Origin of the sequence: Povalibacter sp. (assembly GCF_036520495.1) — a bacterium.
Taxonomy (GTDB): Bacteria; Pseudomonadota; Gammaproteobacteria; order Steroidobacterales; family Steroidobacteraceae; genus Steroidobacter.
On record NZ_DATDJO010000039.1, the window covers coordinates 123,901 to 145,353 of the forward strand.

Below are 21,453 nucleotides of genomic sequence, written 5' to 3' on the forward strand. Positions count from 1 at the left end.
ATGGCGGCGGTCACGGTGAGGCGTCTGTGGAAGGAATACGGCCAGCAGGTGGTGCTGGAGAATCTGAACCTGGAAATCGCCGACGGCGAATTCGTCACCATCGTCGGTGCGTCGGGCTGCGGCAAGACAACGTTCCTGCGCCTGCTGCTGGGCGTGGAGAAGCCGACGCGCGGCGAATTGCTGCTCGATGGCAAGCCCGTGCCGGCAGAACCCGGGCCAGAGCGCGGTATCGTGTTCCAGCGCTACTCGCTCTTCCCGCACCTGACCGTGATCGAGCATCTGCTCCTGGGCCTGGAGTTCGCGGGCTCACGCTTTCTCGGCCGCCTCTTCGGGGCGAAACGCCGCGTTGCCATCGACAAGGCCAACCAGTTGCTCGACTCCATCGGCCTGTACGCCGCGAGGGATAAATATCCATCGCAACTGTCCGGCGGCATGCAGCAGCGGCTGTCGATCGCACAGTCGGTCATCTGCGAGCCGCGGATCCTTCTGCTCGACGAACCCTTCGGCGCGCTCGATCCGGGCATCACGGCCGACATGCACGAAATCATCCTGCGGCTGTGGGCGCTCAACCGCATGACGATTTTCATGATCACGCACGACGTGAAGGAAAGCTTCCAGCTCGGCACGCGCCTGCTGGTCTTCGACAAGCGACGCCATGACCCGCAGGCACCAGAGGCGTACGGCGCCACGGTGACCTACAACCTGCCGCTCAAAGGCCGCGACCTGACCCGGAACGCTGCCTGAGCCCAATGCCGCTGATTCAATCTTGCAAGTCCGATTCCGAGCTTTGTGGGTCCGGCTTTCCCGTTGGATTCCCTTGGATAATCCTCGAGGCCCAGAGATGTCCGACTAAAGTCGGACCCACAGAAAACCATTCAGACTGTTCTTAAGGCAGTGCCATTGGGTTCGCCCCTCTTGAGGGTTCGACTTCAGTCGAACATCTGCATTTCAAACGCCGATCATGACCAATGGAAATCCCGCGGGACCGAGATCACGGAGTCGGAAGATGGCTACTCTTCCCCAACCTCCGTGTACTCCGTGCTCTCCGTGTGAAATTCCGTATTCCTGGCGTTTCACGGGATCTTCACCCGCGACCATTGCGCCTAAGCCCGCTTCAGGCGGCGTCTCACCAGGCGATCCCCGAGCGAACTGAGACCTGGTTCCGCTTCTGCACCGATCACGCTCAATGCATCGCCCTCGTTGCCGTTAAGTAAGCAAACGCCGCGTCCTCGGGCCTTGCGGGCAGGTGCGGCACCACACTCATTACAAGTTTCGGAGTCACAGCGATGTCCGGTGCACATCAGCAGACCATTCTGGCAGTCGACGATTCCGCTTCGATGCGACAGATGGTGCGCTTTACGCTCGAAGGAGCCGGCTACAAAGTCGTGCAGGCAGCGGACGGCATGGAAGCACTCGAACTCGCCAGGGGCGCCTCCGTCGACCTCGTGCTCACCGACGTCAACATGCCGCGCATGGATGGCATCGCGCTGGTACGCGAACTTCGCAACCTCGACTCCTACAAATTCGTGCCGATGCTGGTGCTGACCACCGAGTCGGGCCAGGAAACCAAGATGCGCGGCAAACAGGCCGGTGCCACCGGCTGGATCGTCAAACCGTTCAACCCGGAACAGTTGCTGGCCACCATCAGCCGCGTGCTCTGACCTTCCGGCGGACAACAGATCATGTCGGCCAGTACAGCAGACACGGCATTGATGCCGACGCTGAAGCTGAGTGAGGACTGGACACCGGAAGGCCAGCTCGGACTCATGCTCGGGTTGTGCGAAGCGCAGATGGACTCGGCAATCCAGGAATCCGATCAGTCCATCGACACGCTGGTGCGCGCCTTTACCGAGCTCGTCGAGACGGCTCGCGCCGTCGGATCGCTCACGAGCAATCTGCCGGCCGAAGTGAAAGCGCAGCTCGATCCTTCCACCCAGAATCAGCTCGCCGCGTTCTCGAACCAGATGGCGGCAGCGGTGGTCGCCTTCCAGTTCTACGACAAGCTTTCGCAGCGGCTCGGACATGTACGCTACAGCCTCTCGACCCTCGCGCAGTTCGCGTGCAGCCGCTCGCAGATGCAGCAGCCCGAACAATGGACCCGCCTGCACTCCACTCTGCGACGCCTGTATCGCACGCAGGAGGAGCGCGAGGTGTTCCAGGTCATGATGGAGGGCGATGGATCCGGCTTCGTCCACGCCTCACCAGCGCCGCTCAGCGCCGGCACCAATGAAAGAGCTGCCCCCGGGGAGATCGAGCTGTTCTGAGGAAGTGGCTGGGCTCTAGTGGCTGGGCTCTAGTGGCTGGGCTCTAGCATCCAGGCTCTAGCATCAGGAGCTAGCCGAAGCTCGATCAGGTTCTGGCTAGCGCCTGTTAGCCAGCAGCAGACGACTCGCGCGCCCAGTGTGCGCAAGCTTCTGCCCTGATGTGACAGAACGTAATAATCCGCGGATTTTCCCGATGATTTTCCGTTTCGAAGGTGCGTGTCGACGCACTTAAGGTGAGACCTGTGTCGCGCCTTTGCGAAACTCCTTTTTTGCACCGCAGGATTATGTGATCCGACGCACGGAGCCTGCCGTGGTTCGGACTATCGTTATCCCGGAACCAATCCATTTTCGAATCGCGTGTGCCGATCCATCGCAACACGCACCGCAGCCGGACGCTGCGGAAACAGGAGGACGTATGTTGATCGAATCGCGGACTATCGTGGGTGCCTCGGCTGCACTTGCCATCGTCGGCGCCGCACTGTGGGGTTCGTCGTTGATGATGACCCCTCCGTCACAGACCGGACAGGTTGAAGTGACGCAGGTACAGGAAAAATCGTGGAGCGTGGAGATCAAGGACATGAGCTTCCAGCCCGCGGCTCCCGACACGCAGAAAACTGCAGCCGTTACGCGCTGATCGCAGCATCGCCGAACCGACCGCAGAGTGGTTCCCACTGCAGGGAACGCTCTGCGGTTTTTTTTGCGCGAGTGATTCGCAGTCCGGGTGATACAGTGATTCACGCCAGGCACTGCTGTCCTGGCTGGATCACCCGATAACGGATCACCCATCACTGCGCTTCATGAGCACGCTCTACCTCGTTCGCCACGGCCAGGCTTCCTTCGGCACCGACAACTACGATCAGCTTTCTGCCCGCGGCCGCCAGCAGGCGCAACTCCTCGGTGAATACTTCGCCGACTCCGGCGAACGCATCGATCGCATCTACAGCGGCACGTTGCAGCGACAACGCGAAACCGCGGACCTCATCGTGACCGCGCTCGGCACAGCGCCGCCGCCCATCGCCGTCGACGGTGCGTTCGACGAATACGACAGCGACGTGATGCTGCGCGAATTCGCCGGCTCGCTCACTGCGACACAACTCGCGGAAGCCGGCTGGCCGGAGCTGCGCCACGATCGCCGCAAGTTCCAGTTCTTTCTGGAGCGGGCCGCACGTGCGTGGGTGGAAGCACGCATCGAATCCGAACAGATGCTTCCCTGGGAGGAGTTTCACGGTCGCATCACACAGGCGCTGCGACGGATCATGGATACCGAAGGTCGCTCGAAGACGCTGATCATCAGCACTTCCGGTGGCGTCATCGGCACCACCGTCGCACACGTACTCGGCTTGTCCCATCACATGGGCGTCGAACTCAACTGGGCTGTCCACAACGCTTCCATCACACGACTGATCTACAGTACGCAGAAGGTGTCGTTGTCGATGTTCAATGCCCTGCCCCACCTGGATCGTGACGGGCGACGGGAATTGATTACATACCGTTGACTCCCGTGACCGTCGTCACGTTTCCACCTCAAGGGCCTGACGCCCCCAGCCGTTACCGACAGGAATAACGTCACCGCCGGACCCGCCTCCATGTCCCATGCCCTCGCCCGCCATATGCCGTCCGTCGAGGACTATCGGGCGCGGCTGGCAACGCTGCAGGGCTCATGGGACACACTGTCACTGCTTTCGCATCTCAGTGGCGATGCGACCGACATGGGCGGCACGCGCGAGGCATTCGAGAAGCTGACGACCGAGCTGACGCAGAACCTCGCCGCCGAGACCCATCGCAAAGTACTGCTCGGCTTGCAGGCGAAGAGTCAGATTGCGATCGACATCATCGTTCGCAACCTGTTCGAGCGCACCGCCGACATCGGATTTCTCAGCACCGACGACGACGTGCGGCAATTCCTGCGCCTACAGCGCCAGACAAACGCGGAGGATTCCGCCCAGGCCCGGGTGCTGGCGCAGGCGCGCGACAACCTGCAACAGCGATTTCGCGAATACGTCGCGAAGTATTCCGTCTACCAGGATGTGATCCTGCTGAGCACGGACGGCACGGTGCTCGCGGCCCTCGGCGATCCGTCGGGCATCACGCAAAGCCGCGATCCACTGATCGCTGAAGCTCTGACGACTCGCGCTGCGTACGTGGAAACCTGTCGACGCTTCGATCTGCAACCGCAGTTCGAGCGCAGTCTGGTGTACTCGTTCCGCGTCGTCGACGGCGGCAGGAGTGTCGGGGTGCTGTGCCTGTGTTTCCGGATCGAAGACGAGATCGCGGGCATCTTCTCGCAGCTTCGTGCCATTGGAGACTGGAATGTCTTCGCCCTGCTCGATGCACAAGGCAAGGTGATTGCCAGCAGTGACCCGTGGCAAGTGCCCGCCGGCGCCCCCATGACGACCGCAATGGATGACAGCGGCCGCGTCATCCGCTTTGGTGGTCGCGAATACCTCGCCGCTACCTGTCGCACTCACGGATTCCAGGGCTACACCGGCCCCGGCTGGATGGGCCACGCGATGATCCCCATCGAGCATGCGTTCTCGCGCAGCGAAGCGGGACTGGCAGGTGCAGTGAGCACCGAACTGCTGGAGCAGTTGCGTGACAGCACCGCGATTTTCTCTGCGAGCCTGCGCGGCATTCCGGCCCAGGCGGAACAGATACAGCGCGAACTCAATCGCGCCGTCTGGAACGGCAACATCAGGCTGGACCAGCGATCCGACTCGACCGTCCATTTTGCGCGCGTGTTGCTATGGGAGATCGGCAATGCAGGACGCCGCACGCAGGCGACCTTCGAACTGTCGATCAACGACCTGCAACGAACCGTCGTGTCCGCCATCCTCGAGGATGCCCAGCTGCTCGCTTCGCTGGCCGCGGACATTCTCGACCGCAATCTCTACGAACGCGCCAACGATTGCCGCTGGTGGGCGCTCGATCCCACGCTGATCGGGCATCTCGCGACCGGCTCGCACGATCGGCAGACCGTCACCGATATCCTGCAGCACATCAACAGTCTCTACACCGTGTATCACGGCATCGTCCTGTTCGATGCGCATCGCGAAGTGATTGCCGTATCGAATCCGGCCCATCAGAAGCACATCGGCACGCAACTGTCGGAATCGTGGAGCAGCAATGCACTCGCGTTGTGCAGCTCTCAGGATTTCACGGTATCGCCCTTCCAACCCAGCTGCTTCTACGACGATCGCCCGACCCTCGTGTACGGTGCAGCACTACGCCGCGCGGGCCGCACGGTCGGCGGCATCGGCATCGTGTTCGATGCGCAGGCGCAATTCGATTCGATCCTCGATGACGCACTGCCGCTGGCCGACTCCGGCACGCCGGTCCCCGGCGCGATCAGCATCTTTGTCGACGCCGACCGACGTGTCGTGGCCGCGTCCTGCGGCTTCAAGGCAGGGGATACATTGCCGTTGTCGCGCGAACGACTGAGTCGCAACGGCGACTGCGCCTTCGTGGCGGACATCGATGGAACCCACTATGCGATTGGCATGAGGCACACCGACGGCTATCGCGAGTATCGGGCAACGTCCCTGTGGTGCGTGGTCATGATTCCGCTGGGAAGCGTGCATGCAACTCGTCATACCGGGCATGCGGTGAACCGCAAGACAGCTCCGCGAGCACTGCACGGAGTCGAACAGCATGGCAAGGAGCAGACGCTCGACATCGCGACGTTCCACAGCGGCGACCAGTGGCTGGGCCTGCTGCGCGAACAGATCATCGAAGCAGTGGATGGCTTGCAGCTGCACGCGGTGCCTGGCAGTCCGCCCTGGCATGCCGGCTTGCTGATGTATCGCGGCCAGCCGATTCCCGTGATCGATCTGGCGCGACTGATGGATCCGGGCGCCGTCACTCGTGGGCGCGATGTCGTCGTGGTCCGCTCCGGGCACGACCAGCGCCCGGTCGGACTGCTCGTCGATGATCTCGGCATCATCCCGGCAATTCCTGTCAGCCGTTTGCTGCCAATGAGCGAAGCGGCAACCCTCGGCGTCGGTGCCATCGTCGATCGCGCGGTACGCCCGGAGAACCCGGACGACCCGATGCTTCTCACCGTGAACCTCGTACAACTCATGCTGCTGACGCGCACGCTTCCGATTCCTGCCGCCAAGCGTGTACACAAGCAGGGCTCGGTAAAGACCTAAGGACCGGCGGTTCACACAGAGCGCACAGAGACCATGGAGAGGAGATGGTGAATTCCCGCTCGGACTCTGTGACCTCCCTGCTTTGGGTGTGAAACGTCTTGTCTGGATGCGTGTATACAGACGAATAAGCGCTTCCCTTGCTGCCGTGCAGCGGTGCTATGGTGCTACGCATGGTCGACCAACCTGCTGCGCCTACCCATAATCCCGTTGCGCTGCGCGGCGACTACTCGCAGGCGGGCGCGGACTACACGGTCGATCAGCAATGGGATCGTTACACGTCTGAAGATCACGCCATCTGGCAAACGCTGTACTCGCGCCAGATTCGCATGATCGAGCACTACGCAGCGCCGGAATTCATCGCCGGCGCACGCACGCTGAACGCCTCACCCGATCGCATTCCGCGCATCGATGAGACCAACCGGATTATCGAGCCGGTCTCGGGCTGGAAGATCGTCGCGGTGCCGGGCCTGATCCCGGAGGACCAGTTCTTCGCTCACCTGGCCCATCGTCAGTTCCCGGTGACTGTCTGGATTCGCAAGCGCTCGGAACTCGACTACCTGGCCGAGCCCGACATCTTTCACGACTTCTTCGGTCATGTGCCGCTGCTGACGAATCCCCTGTTCGCGCGCTTCATGCAGGCCTACGGCGAAGCCGGACCGAAAGCCGTCGCGGCGGGCGCATTGAAGATGCTCGCGCGACTTTACTGGTACATGGTGGAGTTCGGCTTGATCAATACGCCGCAGGGCCTGCGCGCGTATGGCTCCGGCATCCTGTCATCGAAGGGCGAAACGGCGTACAGCATCGAAAGTCCAAAACCGAACCGCATAGCCTTCGATCTCGAACGCGTGCTGCGCACGGACTATCTGATCGACGACTACCAGCAGACCTACTTCGTCATCGACAGCTTCGAGCAACTCTTCCACGCCGGCTACGACACCGACTTCGCGCCGTTCTACAAACAATTCGCGAACACGGCGGGCATCGCGCCCAGCATCGTTCTTCCTACGGATCGGCTAGTCCAGAAGAAGCGGGAGTAACCGCATAGAACGCAAAGATCGCAAAGACGAAACGAGCCGGATTTCTCTGTTCCGTCTATGTGTTCTATGCGTTCTTTGCGGTTACTCCATCTCCTGATTTAAGCCAACGTGATCCCGTGAGCCGACAACGGCAACGACCGCACGGGCTTGCCATTCGCCAGCGCGAGCGCATTGGCGAGTGCAGGGGCGATCGGTGGCGTGCCGGGTTCGCCGACGCCGGTGGGCTTCGCCGTGGAGGGCACGATGTGCACGTCGATGGCCGGCATCTGGTTCATGCGCAGTACCGGGTAGTCGTCGAAGTTGCCTTGCTCGACGATGCCGTCCTTGAGTGTCACCGCTCCTGAGAGCGCTGCCGCCAGACCGTAGCCGATCCCGCTCTCCATCTGCATCGCGACGATGTTCGGATTGACGGCAAGACCGCAGTCGACCGCGCAGACCACCTTCGCGAGCTTGAGTCCGTTCGCAGTGCGCTTCAGCTGTGCCACCTGGGCGACCACCGAATTGAATGATTCATGCAGGGCCAGTCCCCACACCTCGTCCTTGGCGCGCACGTTCTTCCACCCTGATTTCTCCGCGACGAGATCGAGTGCCGCATGGTGACGCTTGTGCTCGGCGCTCAGCAGGTCCTTGCGCAGTGCGTAAGCGTCCTGCCTGGTGTGCCGCGCGATGTCATCAAGGAAGCACTCGGTGGAAAACGCCGTATGCGTGGATCCGACCGACCGCCACCACTGCACCGGAACGCCATTCTTTGTCGTGTGCAGCTCGACCGAAAAGTTGGGAATGCCGTAAGGCAGATTGGTTGCACCCTCGACCGACGAACTATCGATTGGCCCCGGGCCTGCGAAAAAAGTCCCGGCCATGATCGATTGACCGACGATCCGATGCTGCCACGCGATCAGCTTGCCGGACTTGTCCAGGCCTGCCTTCAACGCATGTACATAGAGCGGCCGGTAGTACCCGGCCCTGGTGTCGTTTTCGCGCGTCCAGACCATCTTCACCGGCACGGTGACGTTGGCAGCTTTCGCAATCGCGACGGCTTCTACGACGTAGTCCGCCTGCGGATTGGCACGTCGACCGAAACTGCCGCCCGCGTACAGCATATGCAGCGTGACACTCGACGGCGGAATGTTGAGCATTTTCGCGACCACCGTCTGGTCGATGCTCTGGAATTGTTCGCCGTTCCAGATCTCGCATTCCTGGTCGCCGATACGCACGACGCAATTGAGCGGTTCCATGGACGCGTGCGCGAGATAGGGAAACTCGTACGTCGCTTCCAGCACGTCAGCCGCCGAATTCATGGCCGTTGCGACGTCGCCGACCTGTTTTGCCGATGCGCCAGGCTGCTGCGCCAGTGTGCGGTATTCCTTGTACAGCTCGGTCGTGCTGCCCCGATACGCGGCGGATTCATCCCACTCGACCGTCACGAGATCGAGCGCCTTCCTGGCCGTCCAGAAACCCGTGGCGAGAACGGCCACGCCAGATCGCACATTCGTCTCGAACGCGACCACGGACTTCACACCCTTGATCGCTTTCGCCTGACTCGCATCGAAGCTCTTCACCTTGGCGCCGAAACGCGGCGGGTGCACGACTGCTGCAGTCAGCATGCCGGGCAAACGCATGTCCTGAGTGAACATGGCCGTACCCGTGGATTTTTCACGGCTGTCGACCCGGGCCGCGCTCTTGCCGATCAGCTTGTAAGTCGCAGGATCCTTCGGTTTCGCATCGCCTGGTACCGGCAGCTTCGCGGCGTCCGCCGCCAGTTCGGCGAACGTCAGGCTGCGCTTCGATGCCGCGTGCGTCACGATGCCCTGGCTGACCGTCACTTCGCCGACGGGAACCTTCCAGTTTCCGGCGGCAGCGCTCACGAGCATGGCTCGCGCGGTTGCACCGGCCGTGCGCAACTGGTCGAACGAATTGGCAATCGACGAACTCCCGCCCGTACCCATCACCGAGCCCAGCCGGAGATTGGCGTAGGTCTTGGTATCCGCTGGCGCGCCTTCGACGCGCACCTTGCTCCAGTCGGCGTCGAGTTCCTCGGCAACGATCGTCGCGAGGCCCGTGTATGCGCCCTGCCCCATTTCAATGTGTTTGGAGATCACGGTGACGATGCCGTCGGTACCGATGCGGATGAAGGCATTTGGCGCGAACGCCGCGCGAGCCGGCCCATTGGCCAACGCCTTGCCGTGAGGCAGCCAGAACGCGATGGTCAGTGCCGCACTGCCCTTCAGAACATCACGACGACTGGCGCGCGGGAGTGTCTCTTTCTCCAGTGCTTTTTTCTCTGGGGTGCTCATGATGACCTCCGGCTACGCCAGCGACTCAGCCGCGCGTTTGATCGCGGAACGGATCCGCACGTACGTCGCACAACGACAGATGTTGCCGGACATCGCTGCATCGATGTCTGCATCCGATGGCTTCTTGTTGGTCGCCAGCAGCGCGGTCGCGCTCATGACCTGGCCCGACTGGCAATAGCCGCATTGCGGAACGTTTTCGGCGATCCAGGCGTCCTGCACGGCCTTGCCGATCGACGAATCGCCCACGGCCTCGATGGTGGTGATCTTCATCGACGCCGCAGCCGACACCGGCAACACGCAGCTGCGCGTCGCAGTACCGTCCACGTGCACTGTGCAAGCGCCACACAGCGCCTTGCCGCAACCATACTTGCTGCCCGTCATCCCGAGGTGATCGCGCAGCACCCAGAGCAGCGGCGTGTCGGGATCTGCGTCGGTTTCGATCTTTCGGCCGTTGATATCGAGTGTGAACATGGGAGCACCATTGACGGCTGGCGGCGGAGCAAAGCTGGCGCGCCCATTCTAGCCTTGAAACTGCAGGGCAGCAGCATGCTGGACGCGTAACGAACGTCGACGATCGCGTCGGCAGAACGTCTCATCGTTCGTTGCCGACGTACGAGTACCTGCGTACAGTCGCCCTCGCGTAACAAGTCAGCAGGAACCGCTCGTGCCGCTCAATGTCCGCGCCGCCGTCGTTCACGCCCCCAACGAACCGTTCGTCATCGAGACGCTGCAGCTCGAAGGACCAGGCAAGGGCGAGGTCCTGATTCACGTGAAAACGACGGGCCTGTGCCACTCGGACCTGCATGTCTACGAAGGCAAAGCCCCGTGGCAGTTTCCGGTGCTGCTCGGGCACGAAGCCGCCGGTGTCGTCGTCGAATGCGGCCCAGACGTCACGCGCTTCAAGCCGGGCGACCACGTCATTCCCTTTCTGATTCCACACTGCGGGAAGTGCCAGTACTGCGCGCGGCCTGAGAAGACGAACCTGTGCGTGGAGGCATTCAACCGCCTGCGCCCACGCGAAAGCCATTTCTCGATGAACGGCAAGCCCGTTTCGCAACTGTGGGGACTGGGCACGTTTGCGGACTACACCGTGCTCCCCGAGGATACGATCGCCAAAGTGCGTGATGACGCACCCTTCGATCCGATCTGCTACATCGGCTGCGGCGCGACCACCGGCATTGGCGCGGCAATGTTCTCGGCCCGCATCGAGCCGGGCAGCTCCGTCATCGTCTTCGGGCTCGGCGGCATCGGCCTGAACGTCGTGCAGGGCGCACGACTCGCGGGCGCAAAAATCATCATCGGCGTCGACATGAACCCGGCCAAGGAAGCCGTGGCGCGCCAGTTCGGCGTGACGGAGTTCGTCAACCCCAAAGAGATCGAGAAACTCACCAGCCATCTCATGAAACTGACGGGCGGCGGCGCCGACTACACCTTCGAGTGCATCGGCATCCCGCAAGTCATGCGCCAGGCGTTCGAATGCACGAACCCCGCCTGGGGCAAGGCCTATGTCATCGGCGTTGCGCCACACGGCAGCGAAGTGAGCGCCATACCGACGCAATTGATGATGGGCCGGCAGTGGACTGGCTGCTACATGGGCGGCGCACGACTGGACCGGCTGCCGGAAATCGTGGACTGGTATGTCGACGGCAAGATCAACCTCGACGCCCTGGTCACGCATCGACTGCCGCTGGAACGTATCGGCGAAGGCTTCCGGATGATGCAGAGCGGCGAGTCGATCCGGACGATCGTGGTTCTCTGACGAGAGTCTGACTGCAGCCCCCAATCGCCGCGCACGCCTGTCGGCCGTGCGACTGACGAGGACAGGGCGAGGGGCCTGGCGGGACCTTCCGCTGGCTCATCTCAGCGTCGAAGAGGTCGCCGCAACATCGGATCCGTACCGGTGTCGCGGACCGATTCGCTGTCGCGCACCGCGCCGGCGTCCTGCCATCCTGACTTGGGAGTGCCCACCTGCGTTGCCTTTCCCAGCACTGAGCGGGCACGCCGGCGTCCTGCCATCCTGACTTGGGAGTGCCCACCTGCGTTGCCTTTCCCAGCACTGAGCGGGCCCGCCAAGCCCCTCGCCCTATCCTTTCAGTCGCAAAGAGCGCGCTACGGCAGTGGCTTCTTCTGAAGAACGCCGATCGAAGCCGCGAACGCATCCTTACCGCCCGGCACTCCATGAACTCCGTGTGAAACCGCCGATCCTTAGTCGTCCAGTCGCACCGACACCAGGTAGAACTCAGCACCTGCCGAATCGCTCTTGCCGAAGATCAGAAAATCCGCCATCCGGCGGGTATCCATCGTTCGTCCCCGCGGCGCAGTTTCGATATCGACCAACGACACACGCAACGTCGTACGCGTTTGCGGGGGCACGTCGAACGTGTGATTGAACCGATCCGAATGCTCATTGTTGTGATGCACGTCGTGCGTACGCAGCATCAGTGACAGCATGGCATCGGTCGGATTGACGATCTCTAATGCCAGCGTCCGGAAGTGTCGCCAGTCCGGCGCAGGTTCGAAGAAATCGACGCCAGGCCAGTCGCCAGGAAGCAAACGCACGTGCAATGCCGTCTCGCCGGGATGATCTGCATATCGTGCCGGCAAACTCACGAGGTCAATGTCAGACCACTGCGGCTGCACGAAGTACAGATCGATCGCTTCGGCAAAGGAGGCAAGCGTGGGGAACGCCGCAGTACGATGCTGATAGGCGCGCAGCATCTGGATCGTGGGCAGCGCGTGAACCGTCAGCACTGCAAGCGCAACGACGCCCCACATCGCTCGCAGCGTCGCTCGCAACCGCAGGTCAACCGCCGCTGCAACGCCGAGGAATGCGGCGGCGCCGAATATGTCGCTGCGCAAGTCGTACCACGACGGGTCCCGCGCCACCAGGAACTGGGCCAGTTCGGTGGCAGCACCCAGCACCACGGTCAGGATGAACGCGATCGAGTACTGCTGCCCGACCGTGGACGTCGGGCGCGATGCGCGCAGCCAGGCGAGAATGGCGACGGCGATACATCCGAACGCAGGCGCGTGACCGAAGTCCTGCAGCACCATCAGCCATTGCCCGCGGCGTGGAATGGGCATTAGCACGATCGTCGCAAGCAGCACGCCGATCAGTATCCCTGTGGATCGCCCACCGATTTTCATGCCTTGCACGTTTGCATCGTGTTCCGCATTCTCGAGCAATGACCACACGGATCGACAGTCAACCCGCCGCCGCCAGTCTACCGCGCCCTGCGGCAACGATTCTGCTGCTGCGTGAGCAACGCTCCCAGATCGAAGTGCTCATGGTCAGGCGGCATGCGAATCTCTCCTTCATGGGTGGCATGTGGGTATTTCCCGGCGGCTCACTGCATGCTGCGGATACGTCCGACGCCGCACTCGCGCTGATCGATGTCGACCAGGTCGCGCAACGCATGCCGATGGTCGATCTGCATGGCCAGCCGCTCACGACGGTGCAGACCGCCGGGCTGGCGTTCGCCGCTTGTCGCGAGACCTTCGAAGAGACCGGTGTGTTGCTGGCCACCCATGCGGACGGCAGCCCACCGGACGCAGCGCTGATCGAACGCGTGCAATCGCAGCGCGACGCCAGCAATGCAGATGCCGCGGTGTTCGTGCAGTTGCTGCAGCAGAACGACCTGCGGCCCGACTTCGCCAGCCTGGCCTACTGGTCGCACTGGATCACGCCCTCGAGCGCACCCAAGCGCTTCGATACCCGCTTCTTCATCGTCCGCGCGCCGCAAGCAACTCTCGCGAGTGCCGACACCGGAGAAACGGTCGAGTCCCTCTGGATGCAACCGGGTGAACTCCTGGCGGCTGCAGAGCGACGCCAGATGCCCATCTCCCATCCGACGCAATGCAACCTGCACGATTTGCGCGAGGCGCTCGGTCGCTATCGCTCTCTCGACGACCTGCTCGCAGGCGAAGCGTCGCGGCAGGTCACGCCCATCCTGCCGAAGATGTTCCGCGAGCAGGATCACATGACGATCGTGATGCCCTGGGACGCCTCCTATGACGCCTGTCCAGGTGATGGATTGCCCAACCCGCAGAGCAACGCATTGCATGCACTGCCGTCGCGCGTCATCGCCAATCACTGATTACGCAGCACATCGACACGCGACGGCAATCAGACTGCAATCGGTGTAAAAAAACGCGACGGATGTCAGCGGATGGATTCGGCGCTACGCTCGGTCTCGACGGTGACGACACCCGAACGAGATGACCATGCGAAGACTGTTGCTGACCCTGACCCTGACGCTATTGACCGCGCATGCTTATGCCGGCACGCGGCTCGGCTACGATCCCCAGGCCGATGCCTTCGAGCAGTATCACGCCGCCATCGAGCAGGCGAAGGCTGAACATAAGCGGGTCCTGATCATCGCTGGCGGTGACTGGTGCAGCTGGTGCTACGCCCTGGACCGTTTCGTCACACGTAACGACGATGTCAACGCTGCGCTTCACGACGCCTTCGTCGTCGTGAAGGTCTATGTCGGCGATGAAAACTTCAACGAGTTCTTTTTCTCGCAACTGCCGGAAGCCCGCGGCGCACCCCACTTCTGGATCGTCGCGCCCGATCGCAGCGTCCTCGCATCGCTGGCGACCGGCAAGTTCGAGAAAGGCAAAGGCAGCTACGACAAACGCGAGTTCCTGCAGTTCATCGACCAGTGGAAACAGCGCGGGCGCGACCACCACGAAGCGGTCGCGCTGACGCGTTGAATCGGCGGCCTCACAACGAATCGAGGAATGTGAGGATCAGCGTCTGCTCTGACGGTGACAGCGCGTTGTAACGCTCAGTCACCGTTGCCGCCTGCCCCGCATGCCGCTGGATTGCCTCCTGCTTCGTGAACGACAGCCCGTCATGCATCAGGCGATTGCGGGTGCGCAGGGCCCACAGCGCTCTGGGCGTTGTAAGTCGGTCCGAGCCCGTCGGCGACTGTTTCAACTTCTTCGAAGATGAACCGGTTGTCGTTGAACGAGCGCAGCGGCACCACCGTCTCTTCCGTGATCGTGTCAAACGCCGGGCCCTGCACGTTGAATCCATTGGTGCGATTGTGGAAGCCGGTTGGCGCCTCGGTGGCCACGCCTCGAGCGCTCGCGTCATCGCGTTCGCTGGACATGGGACCACGACGCTGGAACCGATCGCTCTGGTGTTCCGCTTGCGCCGTATTGAATGCAGGGACGATGGCCGTGGCCAGGGCCAGACTGATGAGCAGTCCTACCCTCCCTTTCGGTGACCCACGAGAACTCACTACCAGGGAATTCATACGAATATCCTCCGGCCGCTCGCGGCAACGGCCCTGTCGACCGCTGACGACGTCAGTGATTGATGATTGACTCCCCGAACGCGCTTGAATGCCCGCTGCGTCTACTGTCCGCACGATCGAATGTCGCGTTCGCGCGCACTATGCGCCTGGAGAGACGACTTGCAATGTGGCGCGGGAACCAGACTGCGCGGTGTGGGTTCCGCGAAGTTCTTACGCGTCGGGCAGCGGCTTACGTTTTTCTACGTCGGGAAGGTGCGCGACCCGCTACCAGCGCAGGTCATCAGGCACCACGAAATCCTTATAGGGATCGTCGGCCTCCGGCGTTGCGGTGGTTTCCGTCTGATGGAGCGACACCACAGCCTTCGCATTGCGCTCGCGAATCTTCTCGGCAATGTCTGGCAGCACGACGTCATAGCGTCCTTCGAAACGGACGATGACGAGCTGGCCGGCGATCAGCTGTTCACGGCGCTGCGGATCCACGGCCATGCGCCGGACCTTGCCGCGATCGACGAAATTGAAATAGTCATCCGTCTCGAGCTTCGGCAGGCGATGCTCCTGGATCAACTGCCGGGTCTGATCGGCACGCGCCTTCTGATCGGCCGCTTCCTGGCGTTTGCGATTCAGCTCGTGATCGCGCGCAGCTTTGGCGGCCTGCGCCTGTTCGGCCGCGCGTTTCGCCTGGTCGGTAGGCAGCGGCTTACCACCCTTGGCGTGCTGGTGGCGCTGCTGCTTCTGCTTGTGCTCCGACTGCTCCGCCTGCTTCTTCGTGACCAGGCCGGCAGCCAGCAACTGTTCACGCAACGACATGCTCATGGTGATCTCGACCGCGCCAGGGAAGGGCTGCCATTGTACTTGGGCAGCCGTCCGCTGCCAGCCACGATTACTGGGCTGGAGCCTTGAGATAACGTGCGAGAAACACGTCCAACTCATTGAGCAGACGGATGCGGGTAGCACTCCGCGAAAGCCAATGATCCTCGCCCTCGAGCTGAACGAACGTGCATTTCCTGCCGGCGTCCCCGAGCGCCTTTGCCATCAGTTGTGACTGCATGATCGGCACGACCGTGTCGTTCACGCCATGGATGAGCAGCACCGGCGCCTGCACGCGCTCGGCAGCCCGGAACGGAGAGTTAGCGATGACTGCCGGGTCATGCGCGGAGCCAATGTGCTGGCCCCAGTAAGCGAGAGCATTGGATTCTTCGCCTCCACGTTTCTCGGCATTGCCCAGCATGCCGGGGAGATCGGAAATGCCATTGACGCTGACGGCGCAGGCATACAAGTCCGGTGTAAAGGCGGCCCCTGCCAGGGCTGCGTAGCCACCGTAGCTTGCCCCGACGATACAGATACGCCGGGGATCGACCAGGCCCTGGTCGATCAGCGCCTTGACGCCGTCGGTTACGTCGTTCTGCATGATGCCGCCCCACTGGCGATAGCCGGCGAGTCGAAACGCCTCGCCAAATCCCGTCGAGCCACGAAACTGGGGCTGCAGGACCGCGTAACCACGCGATGCCATGAACTGCGCCCACCAGTCGAACACGAGGTCATCCCGGGATTCGGGTCCGCCGTGCGGCATCACCACCAGCGGCAAATTCAACTGTTGCGCGCTGGCCGGTAATGTCAGGTAACCAGGAATGTTGACGCCGTCGCGCGACCTGTACGAGATCACGCGAACCTCGCCCATCGGGACATTCGCCAGTACCGGGTAGTCCTCGCCGACGATGTCGGCTTTGCCTTTGACAAAGTCGACGAGGTAGTAAATAGCCGGCGTCGAGGGAGTCGAGACGCGGGCAATGACGCGCGAACGGTCGTTCGCCTGCGCGATGACGGCCACCGTCTGTCCGCCGAACGATTTCGTCAGCGCCTTGTGACGCGCCTCGGCATCGCTGTCGAACCATCGCATCTCAGATCGCGATCCGCCGATCCACGCACCGATCGGTGTGCGTGTGTACTCATCCAGAATGACCGATTCCACATCATAGTCCGGGTCATCCAGCAGAATCCTGGGGCCGGAGCCGTCCACGGGGATCGTCCACGCCGCCGTGCGCTTCCTGCCGATGGCGCCGACGGCGACGAGCGCGCTCTTGTCTTTGGTCGACCCGTAAACCGCCAACCTTTCGCCATCTTCCTGGCGATGAATTTCATCCCAGGCCTGACCATTCTTGCGCAGGATGCGGAACAGCTTCCGTTCCGGCTCCCATTCCACCCGTGCGATTGCCTGCCCGTCGTCGACGATCCAGTCGGTCGTATACGGTCCACCTGTCTCCAGCCGACGGCCTTTGCCTGTCCGTGTATCGACTTCGAAAAGACTGAGGACCCAGCCGTCGTCCTTACGCCCGCCGCGCAGCCGCGAACCGATTTCCTTTGTGTACCTGGTAGGCGCGAAATCCAGGCTCGCCATCAGGACGGTCTTGGGTTCGGGTGTACGCACAGCGAGCAGGTCAGCACCGGTCACCAGCGATCGCGTTCCGTCCATCAGCAACATACGCATGTCGCCACCGTCGGCGTCCGCCGCGATGATGCGCGCCGCCTCGTACTGATGCTGCGAGCGCGGCCCGGCGCTGTAAGCAGAGCTCACTTCCATGAGCAACGTTTCATCATCGGCCCAGACAAGATTGCGCAACCGCGAATCGCCTGGCACGGTCAGCTTCCGACGTTCCGCCCCCCTCTCGATATCGAAAATGATCACTAACTGGGAAGCGCCACTGTTATCGCCCCAGGCCAGCAGCCTGCCGGCAGGACTGATGACAACATCATCGACACTGGGGATGCGTCCGAAAGCTTCTGCAGGTGGCGGTGAATTCGTCGCTGTGGCCAGGTCAATGCACAGGCAGCAAGCTGCTGCAAAAAGCACTACGCGCATGAATCCGTCTCCGTTGGATATCGATGTTCTGCCGCAGCGCAATCATAGCGGAGGGCAAAGCACGATTTGCGAGACGGGGAATCCCACGGTCAGTCCACAGCAAAGTCCCCGACAGACCGTGGTTATGTCTGACCGACGATCAGCGCAGCAATGCCTCCACATTCTGCGGGGGACGGCCGATGACGGCACGCTTGCCACTCACGACGATGGGACGCTCGATCAGGATGGGGTTTTCAACCATCGCCGCGATCCATTGGGACGCCGTCAGCGACTTGCCGGCGTAACGGGCCCGGTAGATCTCTTCACCTTTGCGCACCAGCGCCTCGGGCTCGATGCCCAGCTTGGCTACGATTTCCTCGAGTTGCGCGGCGCTCGGCGGGTCCTTCAGATACTCGACGATCGTCGGCTCGACACCATGCTCACGCAGCAGTTCCAGCGTCGCGCGGCTCTTGGTACAGCGCGGGTTGTGATAGATCGTGTACTGGGTCATCGCCTCACCTGTGAGAAGGGAATCCGGCGGTCTGCAACACCGTTCGGGCCCGCATGATGAACTGCTGCGGATCATGCGGCGTAATGACCACCGTGCGCTTCGGGTAGCGCAGCACGACGGCACGTCCGGGATCGGTGGCCAGGGCGCGATAGCGACCGAGTTTGCGGTTCCAGAACTCACCGCTGAATGAGAACAACCCACCATTGGCGAACAGGCGCAGCGATCCACGCATCGCGTCCGCATCACCGGTGACCGACTGCAGATCATGCAGCGGCAGAACCGTTGCCCATCCGGATCGACGGACGATGATCGTGTCATCGTTCAGCGTGTAGCCGCGCACCATGAATGGCAGTGCCGTCAGCAGGATCGCGAGCGGCATACAGATCAGCAGCAGCGACGCAAGCAGCGGGGCACGCCCCAAGGTAACGACACCGCTCACGGCCACTGCGAGTAGCACGACCGCCGACAATCCGGAGGCGATTCGCAGCGGACGACCCCACGGGGCGCGAAACTCGATCGACGTCATGTCTTGTGATCTTCCATGAAGATCTTTCCTGGATTGAGGATACCGCGCGGGTCCCAGGCGGTCTTGATGGAGCGCATCAGGTCGACGACCTCCGCGCCATATTCCTGTACCAGTTTCGCGCGCTTGCCGAGTCCGATCCCGTGCTCGCCGGTACAGGTTCCGCCGACCTGCAGCGCGCGATCGATCATCGCATCGTAAATCCGGTCGGCGCGCTCTCTCTCGGCCGGGACCGCCGGATCGAGGACGAACAGGACATGGAAATTGCCATCGCCTACGTGCCCGACAATTGGAGCGAACAGTCCGGCAGCATCGATGTCCGCTCGCGCCGCCGCAACGGCCTGCGCAAGTTGCGAGATCGGCACGCAGACATCCGCGATCAGGCAATCGCAGCCAGGACGATAAGCGCGGGCCGCGAAATAGGCCGCGTGACGCGCCTTCCACAACCTCGCACGCGCATCCTGTTCAGCTGCCCATTGAAAGGCAGCGCCGCCATGGGAACCGGCAATGTCTTCGGCCCGCGCAGTCTGACCGCTCACGGCATCAGCCGTGCCATGGAACTCCAGGAACAACGTCGGTTGTTCTGCCAGCGTCAGCTGCGAATACCGGTTGCAGGCGCGGACCTGGGGTTCATCGAGAAATTCCATGCGTGCGACTGCTATGCCCGATTGAATGATTTCCACCACGGTATCGACCGCCCCCTGCAGATCGGGGAAAACGCAGGTGGCCGCGGTCATCGCTTCCGGAACGCCGTACAGCCGCAGCGTGATCTCCGTAATGATGCCGAGCGTGCCTTCGGCGCCGACGAGCAAGCGCACGAGGTCGTAGCCCGTGGATGACTTCGCTGCCCTCGTTCCGAGACGCACGATGCGTCCGTCGGCCAGCACGACCTGCAGGGCCAGCACGTTGCGCGTCATCGCGCCATAACGAATGGTCGTCGTGCCGGACGCACGGGTGGACACCATGCCGCCGATGCTCGCATTGGCGCCCGGATCGACCGGAAAGAACAGGCCTGTGTCGCGCAGATACGCATTGAGCTGTTCACGCGTCACACCGGGCTGCACTACACAGTCCGCATCCTCGGCGCGCACGTCGAGGACAGCGTTCATCCGTGACAGGTCGAGACACACGCCGCCGTACGGCGCACTGACATGCCCTTCCAGCGAGGTGCCGGCGCCAAACGCGATGACAGGAACGTCGTGGTTCGCACAGATCGCAACGATGCGACTGACTTCTTCGGTGGACTGCGGCCATACGACGGCATCTGGCGGATACGTGCGGCCCGACGCCTCGCCATGCCCGTGCTGCTCGCGCACGGCATCGCCCGTACTCAGCCGGGAGCCGAGGCATGCAGCCAGTTGTTCGACGGCCTGTTGCTTGCGTTGCACGGCCTCGGGACTCAGGAATCTGGCTGGTGCATTCATCGCATCACGCTACTTGCAGGATGATCTTGCCCTTGTGTGCGCTGCTTTCCATGTGGGCATGCGCCGCACCCGCCTGATCCATGGGAAATACCTGGTCCACGACCGGCTTGATGGTGCCGTTCGCGATGAGCGGCCATACATGCTGCAGCAGCTTCTGTTTCATCTCACGCTTGAACGCCTGATCGCGAGTGCGCAGCGTGGAGCCGGTGATCTTCAGGCGTCGCTGCATGATGCGCAGGACATCGATCTCGCCCTTCAGACCGCCTTGTGTGGCGATCATCACCAGCCGTCCTTCGACGGCGAGAGCCTGCAGGTTACGCGCCACGTAGCTGCCACCGACCATGTCGAGGATGACGTCGACGCCCTTGCCGCCTGTCAGTGTGGCGATCTCACTCACGAAATCCTGTGACTTGTAGTTGATGGCGCGCTGCGCACCCAGCTGCTCGCAGAACGCCACCTTGTCGGCAGTGCCCACCGTTGTGAACACGGTGCTGCCGAGCGCCTTTGCCAGCTGGATCGCGGAGATGCCGATACCGCTCGAGCCGCCGTGAACGAGCAGCGATTCGCCGCGTTGCAATGCGCCGAACTCGTACAGATTGCTCCAGACGGTGAAAAACGTTTCGGGTAGCGAGGCCGCTTCGATGAGACTGAGACTGCCGGGCACGGGCAGCACCTGGGCAACATTGACGGCGCAGAATTCGGAGTAGCCCCCGCCCTGCAACAACGCACACACTGCGTCGCCGGCTTTGAATTCGCTGACATTGCGCCCGACAGCGACGACGTGTCCTGCGGCTTCGAGACCGGGATTCGCGGGCGCACCGGGTGGCGATGGATAGTTACCGCGGCGCTGCAAGACATCGGCGCGATTCACGCCCGCTGCGACGACCTTGATGAGGACATCATCGTCACCGGGCTCAGGCACCGGCCATTCCGCAATCTGCAGGGCCTCCGGTCCGCCGGGCTGCGAAACGTCGACCACGCGCATGCGGGCAGGAGTGGAGTTCATGGTGACGAGGAAGTGACGAAGGGCGCAGCATTCTGCCTCGCCCACCGCCGCACGTCACCCGATCAGTTGGACTTCACGCCCTCGTTGCGGAGCGCTTCGAGCCCGGCGAGATCGACACCCGTGATTGCCGACTTCAATTCGTCGAT

Annotated in this window: 21 protein-coding genes; 10 read left to right on the top strand and 11 right to left on the bottom strand. The window is 62.3% G+C overall.

The window, feature by feature from the left end:
* The 7 genes from VIZ63_RS15275 to phhA all read left to right on the top strand — a co-directional run bounded on the left by VIZ63_RS15275 (window position 1) and on the right by phhA (window position 7,449).
* Window positions 1–744, top strand: a complete 744-nt coding sequence (locus VIZ63_RS15275) for an ABC transporter ATP-binding protein (protein ID WP_331610536.1) — start codon at window positions 1–3, stop codon at window positions 742–744.
* Between the two features lie 542 nt (window positions 745–1,286).
* Window positions 1,287–1,661, top strand: a complete 375-nt coding sequence (locus tag VIZ63_RS15280; RefSeq protein WP_331610537.1) for a response regulator — start codon at window positions 1,287–1,289, stop codon at window positions 1,659–1,661.
* A 21-nt stretch (window positions 1,662–1,682) separates the two neighbouring features.
* Entirely contained in the window at window positions 1,683–2,264 is a 582-nt protein-coding gene (locus VIZ63_RS15285; protein WP_331610538.1) for a hypothetical protein, read from the top strand.
* A 415-nt stretch (window positions 2,265–2,679) separates the two neighbouring features.
* Window positions 2,680–2,898 (top strand): hypothetical protein, encoded by a 219-nt coding sequence (locus tag VIZ63_RS15290; protein WP_331610539.1) that lies wholly within the window; start codon window positions 2,680–2,682, stop codon window positions 2,896–2,898.
* Between the two features lie 163 nt (window positions 2,899–3,061).
* Window positions 3,062–3,760 (top strand): histidine phosphatase family protein, encoded by a 699-nt coding sequence (locus VIZ63_RS15295; RefSeq protein WP_331610540.1) that lies wholly within the window; start codon window positions 3,062–3,064, stop codon window positions 3,758–3,760.
* A gap of 90 nt (window positions 3,761–3,850) precedes the next feature.
* Window positions 3,851–6,412 (top strand): chemotaxis protein CheW, encoded by a 2,562-nt coding sequence (locus VIZ63_RS15300; protein ID WP_331610541.1) that lies wholly within the window; start codon window positions 3,851–3,853, stop codon window positions 6,410–6,412.
* Between the two features lie 170 nt (window positions 6,413–6,582).
* A complete protein-coding gene (phhA, locus tag VIZ63_RS15305) occupies window positions 6,583–7,449 on the top strand; it encodes a phenylalanine 4-monooxygenase (protein ID WP_331610542.1) in 867 nt (288 codons plus the stop codon).
* Window positions 7,450–7,547: 98 nt separating this feature from the next.
* Here phhA and VIZ63_RS15310 read toward each other — a convergent pair whose 3' ends face one another.
* Window positions 7,548–9,743 (bottom strand): xanthine dehydrogenase family protein molybdopterin-binding subunit, encoded by a 2,196-nt coding sequence (locus VIZ63_RS15310; RefSeq protein ID WP_331610543.1) that lies wholly within the window; start codon window positions 9,741–9,743, stop codon window positions 7,548–7,550.
* A gap of 12 nt (window positions 9,744–9,755) precedes the next feature.
* Window positions 9,756–10,214 carry a (2Fe-2S)-binding protein gene (locus VIZ63_RS15315; RefSeq protein WP_331610544.1) on the bottom strand — a complete coding sequence of 153 codons (459 nt, stop codon included), beginning with the start codon at window positions 10,212–10,214 and terminating at the stop codon, window positions 9,756–9,758.
* Between the two features lie 193 nt (window positions 10,215–10,407).
* Between VIZ63_RS15315 and VIZ63_RS15320 the strand changes: the two genes are divergently transcribed.
* Window positions 10,408–11,502, top strand: a complete 1,095-nt coding sequence (locus tag VIZ63_RS15320; RefSeq protein ID WP_331610545.1) for an alcohol dehydrogenase catalytic domain-containing protein — start codon at window positions 10,408–10,410, stop codon at window positions 11,500–11,502.
* 446 nt (window positions 11,503–11,948) lie between these two features.
* Here the strand turns inward: VIZ63_RS15320 and VIZ63_RS15325 are convergent, their stop codons facing one another.
* Complete coding sequence (locus tag VIZ63_RS15325; protein ID WP_331610546.1) at window positions 11,949–12,827, bottom strand: VanZ family protein; 879 nt, start codon at window positions 12,825–12,827, stop codon at window positions 11,949–11,951.
* A 101-nt stretch (window positions 12,828–12,928) separates the two neighbouring features.
* Between VIZ63_RS15325 and VIZ63_RS15330 the strand changes: the two genes are divergently transcribed.
* The gene (locus tag VIZ63_RS15330; RefSeq protein ID WP_331610547.1) at window positions 12,929–13,840 is read left to right on the top strand and encodes a hypothetical protein; all 912 of its coding nucleotides are present in this window, start codon (window positions 12,929–12,931) and stop codon (window positions 13,838–13,840) included.
* A gap of 127 nt (window positions 13,841–13,967) precedes the next feature.
* Window positions 13,968–14,459, top strand: coding sequence for a thioredoxin family protein (locus VIZ63_RS15335; protein WP_331610548.1), 492 nt, complete (start codon window positions 13,968–13,970; stop codon window positions 14,457–14,459).
* A 10-nt stretch (window positions 14,460–14,469) separates the two neighbouring features.
* On the opposite strand, the gene VIZ63_RS15340 is transcribed toward VIZ63_RS15335, so the two are convergent.
* The 8 genes from VIZ63_RS15340 to VIZ63_RS15375 all read right to left on the bottom strand — a co-directional run bounded on the left by VIZ63_RS15340 (window position 14,470) and on the right by VIZ63_RS15375 (window position 21,286).
* On the bottom strand, window positions 14,470–14,607 hold the full coding sequence (locus VIZ63_RS15340) for a hypothetical protein (protein WP_331610549.1): 138 nt from the start codon (window positions 14,605–14,607) through the stop codon (window positions 14,470–14,472).
* Window positions 14,600–15,007, bottom strand: coding sequence for a hypothetical protein (locus VIZ63_RS15345; protein ID WP_331610550.1), 408 nt, complete (start codon window positions 15,005–15,007; stop codon window positions 14,600–14,602). Before VIZ63_RS15345 ends, VIZ63_RS15340 begins: the two co-directional genes overlap by 8 nt.
* 264 nt (window positions 15,008–15,271) lie before the next feature.
* A complete protein-coding gene (locus tag VIZ63_RS15350; protein ID WP_331610551.1) occupies window positions 15,272–15,820 on the bottom strand; it encodes a DUF2058 domain-containing protein in 549 nt (182 codons plus the stop codon).
* Window positions 15,821–15,887: 67 nt separating this feature from the next.
* Window positions 15,888–17,642 (bottom strand): alpha/beta hydrolase family protein, encoded by a 1,755-nt coding sequence (locus VIZ63_RS15355; RefSeq protein WP_331610552.1) that lies wholly within the window; start codon window positions 17,640–17,642, stop codon window positions 15,888–15,890.
* 361 nt (window positions 17,643–18,003) lie between these two features.
* Window positions 18,004–18,354: an arsenate reductase (glutaredoxin) gene (gene arsC / locus VIZ63_RS15360; protein WP_331610553.1), complete on the bottom strand. Its 351-nt coding sequence runs from the start codon at window positions 18,352–18,354 to the stop codon at window positions 18,004–18,006.
* Window positions 18,355–18,358: 4 nt separating this feature from the next.
* Window positions 18,359–18,880: a PH domain-containing protein gene (locus tag VIZ63_RS15365; protein ID WP_331610554.1), complete on the bottom strand. Its 522-nt coding sequence runs from the start codon at window positions 18,878–18,880 to the stop codon at window positions 18,359–18,361.
* Entirely contained in the window at window positions 18,877–20,301 is a 1,425-nt protein-coding gene (locus tag VIZ63_RS15370) for an FAD-binding oxidoreductase (RefSeq protein ID WP_331610555.1), read from the bottom strand. Before VIZ63_RS15370 ends, VIZ63_RS15365 begins: the two co-directional genes overlap by 4 nt.
* A gap of 4 nt (window positions 20,302–20,305) precedes the next feature.
* Complete coding sequence (locus VIZ63_RS15375; RefSeq protein WP_349261202.1) at window positions 20,306–21,286, bottom strand: NAD(P)H-quinone oxidoreductase; 981 nt, start codon at window positions 21,284–21,286, stop codon at window positions 20,306–20,308.
* Between the last annotated feature and the right edge of the window lie 167 nt (window positions 21,287–21,453).